We start from the raw sequence: 9,496 nt of genomic DNA on the forward strand, positions 1-9,496 counted from the left end.
TTTGCAACGGAAAAAGTGGAGACGAGAATAGCACTTTTCTTAGCTGAACTTATTGATGGTGAAGGAAATGATGGAAACACCATTCAACTCCCAATGAGTAAAAAAGACTTGGCATCCTATTTAGGTACCACACCGGAAACATTAAGTAGACGGCTAGCAGATTTTGAGGCAGAAGGATTAATAAAACAAAAAGGGCAACGTAAAATTACTGTATTGGATTTAGATGGACTGTTGCTTGTGTGAGGTGAAAAAGTATTTGGAGAAATATATAAAAATACGGAGCGATATGTGTACAGTGCGCTACACTCATGGAAATTGAAGGCCGTGGTCTTATGGACTTACCGCACTTGTAGAAACATTTAATTTATCAGCTATATCTTTCGTTGCAGTAGCTCCTTGCTTTATTAATTCTAACAATAACACTTGCTTAGCTGTTAACTGATTGTCTAGCTTATTCTCGAACTTTTTTGCTCCGAATACTCTTAAAAAAGAATAAATATCTTCTGGTATTGTGCTTATACCTTTTTATTCACTGGCTAAAAAGTGACGTCCTTGGACTGCTCTTTCGTTCGCTGAAAACATTTGCAGGAACGCTAGGACTAGCACACCTTATGTGCTGTAAGTGCGGCTAAGGTTTATCCATAAAATTTTTTCGATAAGTTGGAACTCAAATGAATTTTAAAACCTTAATAAACTCAATAATAATAAATTTCAAAATTATATTGACAATTGTGTTTTTTATCTGTAAGATGAATTTAAATATTTTTTTGCACAATTAACTGGTACGGACGTCATGATGTGACGAAAATCTACATTTTATAAAGTAGAAAACGCTAACCACATAAATCTATTGATTCTTGAGAGCGGATACAACAGAAAAGTACCATTAAGTGTCACACATATTTGGAGGGATAAATAATGGTAATGGATGTAAAAAATGGGAAGTATTTATGGAATGCTATCAGGCGTTATGACTCTGGTGCAAGTCCAATGGTCGCAGATCGTGGAGAAGGGGCTTGGTTCTATGATGTAGATGGTAATAAATATTTAGATGGCGTTTCCGGCTTATGGTGTTTGAACCTAGGTCACGGAAATGAGGAAATCGTTGAAGCGGCTTCGGAACAAATGCGTAATCTATCTTACTTTCCGCTGACTTTAAGCCATAAGCCGGCAGTAAACCTTTCAAAGAAAATAAGTGATCTTTTGGGTGGAGGCTATCATACATTTTTTTCTAACAGCGGATCTGAAGCAAATGAAACAGCATTCAAGATTGCAAGACAATACCATATACAAACAGGAAATCCTGGGAAATATAAATTTATTTCGCGCTATAGAGCATATCACGGTTCTACACTTGGTGCATTAAGTGCAACCGCTCAAGCGAATAGAAGAGTGAAATATGATCCAGGTGTGCCGGGTTTCCTACATGTCTACCCACCTTACAGTTACCGTTCCATTTTTGGAGAAGATAAAGAGGAATCAGATTTAAAGGCGGCGCAAATGCTAGATGAAATGATTAACTGGGAAGGGGCAGATTCTGTAGCAGCATTTATTATGGAACCATTCATCTCAGGTGGTGGGGTCATTATTCCATCTTTTAAATATTTACAGAAGGTAGCTAAAATCTGTAAGAAACATAATGTCCTATTAATTATTGATGAAGTAGTTTCTGGGTTTGGTAGAACAGGAGAAATGTTTGGCTTTATGCACTCAGAAGGAGTTCAGCCAGATATGGTGACAATGGCAAAGGGGATTACTAGTGGATATCTTCCATTAGGTGCAACATCTGTACGTGAAGAAATATTTAATGTATTTAAAGAAAAGGGGGAAGATTCTCATTTCAGACATGTATCTACTTTCGGTGGCCACCCAGCATCTTGTGCAGTTGCATTAAAAAATATTGAAATTATCGAAAGGGAAAATATCGTTGATCGGGTACGAACATTAGGGGATTCCATTTTAACTGATTTAAAGCAACTTGAAATGCATCCAAATGTAGGGGAGGTTAGACAGATTGGATTTTTAGTTGGACTTGAAATGGTTGAAGATAAAGAAACTAAAGAATCATTATCAGATCAGGTATTAGCTAATATTCTAACATTCTGTAAAGATAAAGGAGTAATTATTGGCAGAAATGGAGATACCGTTCCAGGGCAAAACAATGTGATTATCGTAGCACCACCGCTTGTTTCTACAGAAGATGATTTACGATTTGTTGTTGATACAGTAAAAGAAGCTATCAATCAATTATAAAACTTAAATATACTTAGGAGGGTTTATTAAAATGAGTACATCACAAGTACAAGATAAAGTGAAGAAAAAAATGAAAATGACACCGAGTGAGGCGATTGTTGAAACATTAGTTGCTGAAGGTGTAACAGAAATGTATGGGATATTAGGTTCTGCTTTTATGGATATGCTCGATCTTTTGCCGACAGCGGGAATCGAATTTATTCCTGTTCGACATGAGCAGAGTTCAGCACATATCGCTGATGCTTATGCGCGCGTCACAGGAAAAGCTGGAGTAGTCATCGGGCAAAACGGCCCCGGTGTTACGAACATGGTAACTTCTGTTGCAGCAGCAAATCATGCACATACACCTATGGTTGTTATTTCTCCATCTGCGGGAACACCGACGATTGGTTGGGATGGATTCCAGGAAGCAGATCAGGTTTCAATTTTTGAATCTATTACGAAAGAAACAGTCCGTGTGACGCACCCGAGCCGGGTAGCAGATACATTAAGAACCGCTTTTCGTATTGCATATGCTGAGCGTGGCCCTGTATTATACGATATTCCACGTGACTATTTCTACGGTGAATTGGAAGATTATATTTTAGAACCACATCAGTACCGGGTTGATGCAAGAGGAACGGGTGATTCGAACCAAATTGAAAAGGCTGTAGAACTGTTGAAGAATGCAAAACGTCCAGCAATTATTTCTGGACGGGGAGTGGTTGATGCAGACGGAATTGATGTAGTAGCAAAAATTGCAGAACATTTAACAGCGCCTGTTGCGGTGTCTTATATGCATAATGATGCTTTCCCACATAGTCATCCATTATCTGTTGGACCAATTGGATATATGGGAGCAAAATCAGCCATGTATGCGTTAAAAGATGCAGATGTTTTACTAGCAATAGGTACGAGACTATCGGTTTTTGGAACGTTGCCAAGTTATGATATTGATTATTTCCCAAAACAAGCAAATATTATTCAAATTGATATTAATCCAAGAAATATTGCTCGGACACATCCAGTAGAGGTAGGAATAATTGGAGATGCCAAAGCGGCAAGTGATGAAATTTATAAATTATTATCAGAGGAAAAAAAGATAAAAGATACAACTCGTCAAGAGGAGATCTCAAAGCTAAAAGCAGATTGGGAAAAAGAAATGGTTGATCTTGCCATGGTGGAAGGAAGTCCAATTAACCCCCGCCGTGCACTACTTGAGGTTAGAAAAGCATTTCCAGAAAATACGATCTTTTCGACAGACATCGGGAATGTGTCATCTACAGCAAATGCGTACTTAACATTTAACCAAAGTAGACGTCATATAGCAGCACTAACGTTTGGAAATTGTGGTTTCGCCTATCCAGCAGCAATCGGAGCTAAGATCGCAGACCCAGAGGCACCTTCTGTAGCAATCGTTGGTGACGGTGCATGGGGGATGAGTTTACATGAAGTAAGTACCGCCGTAGAACAAAATATTCCTGTAATTGCATGTGTGTTTAACAACGCATCTTGGGGCGCAGAGAAGAAAAACCAAGTTGATTACTATAATGATCGTTTTATCGGATCTAATATCGATGGACCAAATTTTGCGAAAGTGGCAGAATCAATGGGAGCACTTGGATTCACTGTCGAGAAAGCAGAAGAAATTGGACCAACCATTAAAAAAGCATTAGAAGCTAATCGTCCAACAGTCATTAATATTTTAGTCGATGGAACACAACTTGCACCTCCTTTTAGAAAAGATGCTCTGAAAATGCCAACACGTTTCTTAGATAAATACAAACATCTTGACCACGAAGAGTGGAAGGATAAATAAAAGTATAGAGATAACACCTGGAAGAATAACAACATTTTTGAATTTTTCCAGGTGTTTATTATATTTCTCTATTTGAAAGCGATTTCAACAAGGGTGACTCTATTAGGCTGCTGTAATGGTGTTTTGGAAAATAAAAAAATAATTTGGGAGGTTTCAACATGCCAGAGGAAGCAAAGAGGTTTGTAGAAGTACCTGAAGATGGTGAGAGGACGACGCTTGAAAAGACGCTAAAGCCACACTGGGTTTGGGCAATTGCTTTGGGATCTGCAATTGGTTGGGGAGCATTTGTTCAACCAATTAATTGGATGGCTACTGCTGGACCAATGGGTGTCATTATCGGTTTTACGATAGGTGCATTACTCATGATGTTGATTGCTGTCAGTTACGGTGTATTAATAAAAAGTTTTCCTGTTTCAGGAGGAGAGTTCGCCTATGCCTTCCTAAGTCTTGGTCGTACACATGCTTTCATAAGTGGTTGGTTTTTAACCTTGGGTTATGTCTGTATCGTTGCACTAAATGCCTCTGCTTTTGCATTAATGCTTAAATATGTTTTTCCAATTATAATCGAAAATGTTCATTTGTATACGATTGCCGGCTGGGATATTTATGTAATGGAAATCATTGCTGCGACAATCGTTTTGGCTATATTTGGTTATGCAAATATTAAAGGTACGGGGCTTTCTGGGCAGATGCAATTTATTATGTGCTTTGTCATGGTGGCGGCTGTCGTAGGTTTAACACTTTTCGTTGGTGTGCAGCCGGGTGCGGGATTAACAAATGTTCAACCATACTTTCCGACAGATAAAACAGCTTTTGCTGCAATTATTTCTATTGTTGCCATTGCACCTTGGGCGTATGTTGGTTTTGATGCTGTCCCACAAGCTGCGGAGGAATTTGATTTTCCAGCTAGTAAAGCATTTATGCTGATAATTTATGCACTTTTGTTTGCGGCGGCATTGTATAGTTTTATGATTCTGGCGACAGCGATGGTGCGTCCATGGGAAATGGTAGTAGCGGAAAACCATTTATGGGGTACTGGGTTTGTCATTCAAGAATTACTTGGTCCTCTAGGATTAGCGGTACTAGTTGTTGCGCTTTGTATGGGGATTTTTACTGGTCTAAATGGCTTTACGCTTGCTGGTAGTCGATTATTATTTGCGATGGGCCGAGCAAAAATTTTGCCAAGTGCGTTTGAAAAAGTTCACCCAAAATATAAAACACCTTATGTTGCAATAATTTTTACCGTTGTACTGGCAGCTTTTGCTCCGTGGTTTGGAAGAGAAGCACTCGTCTGGGTCGTTGATATGTCATCTATTGGAGTTTCGATTGCTTACTTTTATACATGTTTTACCGCCTACTTTTTATTTAGATGGTCAAAAAAGAATGAAAATTTCGATCCAAAATTACATGTTGTTTCGCCAATAAAGAAAATCATCGCGGGTGCTGGAGCATTAGCAAGCCTCGTCTTTATTGGTCTTTTATTAATTCCTGGTTCTCCTGCATTTTTAGGTATTCAATCGCGAATCGCTTTGCTTATATGGATTGTACTAGGTATTGTGATATACTTTGTGAAACGCAAAGAGTTTAACAGTATAGCACAAAGTAAGTTAAATTATCTTATTTTGGGGAATGAAGAAGTAGTATCGAAAGAATATGAAGAAAAAAATAGTTAAGTGTATAATAAGTGATGAACAATTCTTTGGTTCAAATGACATTGCTCATTTGAACCAAAGATTATTTTTGCCTGGACAGGGACTGCGCTTTCACTTGTCCCATCAAAACCATTTGCACGATTGTTCGTCTCACCGAAAACGTTTGTCGAACGTCAGGACTTGCACGTCTTGTACAACGAAAATGTAACTAAGGCTTTCACTAGAAAGAGTTGGGGGATAAGTCGGTGTTTTTAGAACAATGAGAAGAGGTGAAGGAATGAGTAATTCAGAGAAAGAAAAGGAACAAAACATTATGTCAGCCAAGGAAAAAGAACAAAATGTTATGTTACAATTATTGCCTGGGCTACTGATCTGTTTTATTGTCATGTTTATTGGTATCTATGGAGCCGAATTAATTGGTTATCTGATGATTAAAATTGGACTCTTGTCTCCAGAAAGTAAAACTCCTGTGTCAGGAATATTTGTCGCGATTATCATCGGGATTATTATTCGCAATACAATCGGTTTACATGATGTTTTTTCAAAAGGGATTTCTTTTTCAGTGAAATACGCACTACGGGCTGGAATTGTGTTACTCGGTCTTCGTCTGAGTTTAATTGAAGCATTAAAGCTTGGAGCTTTAGGAATTCCATTAATTGTCGCTTGTATTTCTTCGGGATTATTTTTAACGTTATATTTGACAAATAAAATGAAACAATCTGCCCGCCTAGGGACTTTAATTGCTTGTGGAACAGGTATTTGTGGAGTTACAGCCATTATGGCGACCTCGCCAGTCATCGAAGCAAAAGAGGATGAAATTTCGTATGCGGTTGCCAATATTACAATTTTTGGTTTGACTGGAATGGTGCTCTATCCGTTTTTAGCGAATTTCCTTTTTGCAGATGATCCAATTAAAGCTGGGATGTTTTTAGGAACTGCAATTCATGATACAGCACAGGTAACAGGGGCAGCATTAATTTACAATCAAATCTTTGATATGAGTAAAGTGGTCGATGTAGCAACAGTAACCAAATTAACCCGAAATCTTTTTATAATTGTCATCATACCATTTGTTTCTTATTTATTTTATAAAAATTCAGGTAATGCAACTGCCGAAGAATCGCAAGAGAAAAAGGAATTGCCTAAATGGTATACGTTTGTACCTTTATTTGTGATCGGATTTTTACTTTTTGCATTGTTACGTACATTAGGAGATATAACACTGGAAAATACTCAAGGAGCATTTGGTTTATTTACACAGGATACTTGGGAAAAAATATACTCGTATAGTAGTTCATTTGGAACGACTTACCTGCTTGGAATGGCTATGGCGGGAGTAGGATTATCAACAAATTTTAAGATGTTTAAAGGAATTGGTATTAAGCCTTTTTATATTGGTTTTATAGCAGCCGTGTCTGTTGGAATTGTAAGTGTAACGTTGATATCATTATTAGGTCATTTAGTCGTTATTTAGTCTTCTTGCTTCATTCGAGAAGGTCTTATAAAATTAGAGTAATAAGGGTTATGCGTTGGCGGATCCGTTTTCAAGAGAAAAGAGGGACAATAAGGTGACTTTAAATAAAGATAGTCATACACCATTACATATTCAGCTAAAAGAAGAAATTGAAAGAAAAATCATAAAAGGAGATTTAATTGACCAAATACCGAGTGAACGAGAATTTATGCAAGCATACGATATCAGTCGAAGTACGGTGAGAGAAGCGATTAATGCATTGGTCCGGGAAGGGGTTTTGGTTAAAAAACACGGAAAAGGGACGTTTGTTTCTTTAAAACCAATTCAAAACTGGCTCGGGCATTTAAGTAGTACCACTGAAGTAATTCGTCGTATGGGAATGGAGCCAAGTTCAAAGTTAATTGAATTTCATAAGCTAAAACCTTCAAGATACGTTCAAGATATTACAGGATTTACTGAAGCCTATTATTTGAAACGTTTAAGGTTAGCAAATGATCTTCCACTTGGTATTGAGCAACATTACTACCCTATAGAAATAGGTGAACCACTTGCAGATTACGACTTAAACAAAATTACCTTATACGATGTGTTGGAACAAGAACTTGGGATTCAATTTGCAGAGGCAAATCAAAAAATAACATGTTCCACACTTTCTTCCAAAGATGCTAAATACTTGGAAATTGACGAAGAAACTAGTGTATTAAAGGCAGAACGTATTATAAAGGATCAGGCTGATTTGATAATCGAGTATGAAGAAGCTTATTATCGTAGTGATCTATATGCGTTTGAAATTAATTTATCAAGAAAATTTGGATAAGCGGGATGGTCGAAAAGCCAAACCGTTTTTTTTTATGAAATATTAATCAGCAAAATTTTATAAGCTTTATCATCTGTATCGTTGTATTTATTTATCACAACTATGATATTCTATAGTAGTATGGGAGGTATTAACAGTGAAGAAATTTACATTATTCACATTATTTATTTTAATATTAGCGGCTTGTAACTCACCTCAGGAGTCAAGCGAAAATGAACAAGCAAACGAAATAGAAACAGAAGAGGCAGTGGATGAAGCGGATCAGGAAGAGGAAGAAGAAAAAGAAGAGCCAACTCAAGCAGACGAAGAAGAAGAAAAGGAAAATGCCGAAGAAAAATCTGAACCGACAGAGGATGAAGGTGAAATGTCAGCAGAAGAAGAGGAAGAACAAGATACTGCAATAGAATCTAATGATGAAAATGAAAAGGACAAGCATCAAGAGATTGTTGACTTAGCTTATGATATATTTGATGCGCAAAATGATAATGACTACGATTTTCTTCAGTCAGTCATCTCAAAGGGTACAAAGCTTGATAAAAAAAATAATAAATTCAACTTCGAAAATGTCACTTACCCACATGAACAAGAATTTCTTTCAGATGATGATTTAGGAGAATTGGAATTTCGTTATACACATGAGGATAGTGCGGACTCCGTTATTGTTGGATTTGGTGCCATTGATTACGAAAACGAATCAAGTTTTGTAATCGATTTTGAATTTATAAAAGAAGACGGAAAATGGAAAATGAATGATATGGATATTAATAAGTGAGATATAAAATAATTTGCAAATGTATTTACTAGATTGCTGATACTTTACTAATAATGCGTGTTCAAAAAGGAGGATAAAAGTGTCATTTTTACCGGACTTTTTGAACATCTCCTAATAGTTACCTAAATTATTCACAGAAATATGTTCCGTCATGCTTAGGATAAAATTCCTACATTAGGCGGAATTTTTTATTTCCGACAAGCTCAGCCTACCGACGAAAGGGGAATAAAGGTGAATATCTAAACTCCCTAATACTATCAAGGTTTATTTATCTATTTCACGATGCAAAAGTTGAGAAAATTTATTGGAAAATGATAAAAGTTAATTAGATATTTTTATCTTAATTGATAACTTTTTCATATATGACACATTAACTATAAATGTGTCATACTGAATCGGCTACCAAATATATTACTTGCTGGTGCAGTAAATAAAATGTGTGGTATTGAAATATTTTTTGCTAAAGGATGCTTTTTGGTGTTCCTTTTGCATGGGTTTTCATTTTTCTCGTTTGGTTTTATTTAGTGAAGATGGCGTTTCCACTGAAATTAAAAACATTACCTGATGGACTAGCTATAGCAGCCGGATTTGTTGCGACTGGACTATCTGACTGGTTTGGTAGTCAGTTGTCAGGATTACAGATTTTCCGAACGGGAAAGCCCACTGTCTTTAGAGGTGGGATGAAAGTGAGGTCAAATACGGAGTGGTACAAAAAACGAAGGTTTGTACC

Annotated in this window: 7 protein-coding genes and 1 pseudogene; all 8 read left to right on the forward strand. The window is 36.9% G+C overall.

Going from position 1 to position 9,496, the window contains the following annotated elements:
- Positions 1 to 243 (forward strand): Crp/Fnr family transcriptional regulator (locus ACPYKA_RS15275; protein ID WP_479543077.1); only part of this gene is annotated, 243 nt, incomplete at its 5' end.
- A gap of 675 nt (positions 244 to 918) precedes the next feature.
- Positions 919 to 2,253, forward strand: coding sequence for an aminotransferase (locus ACPYKA_RS15280; RefSeq protein ID WP_479543078.1), 1,335 nt, complete (start codon positions 919 to 921; stop codon positions 2,251 to 2,253).
- Between the two features lie 31 nt (positions 2,254 to 2,284).
- Positions 2,285 to 4,051: a sulfoacetaldehyde acetyltransferase gene (gene xsc, locus ACPYKA_RS15285; protein ID WP_479543079.1), complete on the forward strand. Its 1,767-nt coding sequence runs from the start codon at positions 2,285 to 2,287 to the stop codon at positions 4,049 to 4,051.
- Positions 4,052 to 4,209: 158 nt separating this feature from the next.
- Complete coding sequence (locus tag ACPYKA_RS15290; protein WP_479543080.1) at positions 4,210 to 5,724, forward strand: APC family permease; 1,515 nt, start codon at positions 4,210 to 4,212, stop codon at positions 5,722 to 5,724.
- A 256-nt stretch (positions 5,725 to 5,980) separates the two neighbouring features.
- Complete coding sequence (locus ACPYKA_RS15295; RefSeq protein WP_479543081.1) at positions 5,981 to 7,177, forward strand: YeiH family protein; 1,197 nt, start codon at positions 5,981 to 5,983, stop codon at positions 7,175 to 7,177.
- Positions 7,178 to 7,271: 94 nt separating this feature from the next.
- On the forward strand, positions 7,272 to 7,994 hold the full coding sequence (locus tag ACPYKA_RS15300) for a GntR family transcriptional regulator (RefSeq protein ID WP_479543082.1): 723 nt from the start codon (positions 7,272 to 7,274) through the stop codon (positions 7,992 to 7,994).
- 136 nt (positions 7,995 to 8,130) lie between these two features.
- Complete coding sequence (locus tag ACPYKA_RS15305) at positions 8,131 to 8,766, forward strand: hypothetical protein (protein ID WP_479543083.1); 636 nt, start codon at positions 8,131 to 8,133, stop codon at positions 8,764 to 8,766.
- 402 nt (positions 8,767 to 9,168) lie between these two features.
- Positions 9,169 to 9,335, forward strand: a pseudogene (locus ACPYKA_RS15310) (anion transporter); the annotation flags it as partial.
- Positions 9,336 to 9,496: the final 161 nt, after the last annotated feature.

This window comes from Pseudogracilibacillus amylolyticus (SeqCode), from assembly GCF_051918545.1.
GTDB lineage: Bacteria > Bacillota > Bacilli > Bacillales > Amphibacillaceae > Pseudogracilibacillus.

Excerpts from the sequence above, each read along its gene's own strand:
- ACPYKA_RS15280 (WP_479543078.1), top strand. The coding sequence starts at position 919 with ATGGTAATGGATGTAAAAAATGGGAAGTATTTATGGAATGCTATCAGG.
- xsc (WP_479543079.1), top strand. The coding sequence starts at position 2,285 with ATGAGTACATCACAAGTACAAGATAAAGTGAAGAAAAAAATGAAAATG.
- ACPYKA_RS15290 (WP_479543080.1), top strand. The coding sequence starts at position 4,210 with ATGCCAGAGGAAGCAAAGAGGTTTGTAGAAGTACCTGAAGATGGTGAG.
- ACPYKA_RS15295 (WP_479543081.1), top strand. The coding sequence starts at position 5,981 with ATGAGTAATTCAGAGAAAGAAAAGGAACAAAACATTATGTCAGCCAAG.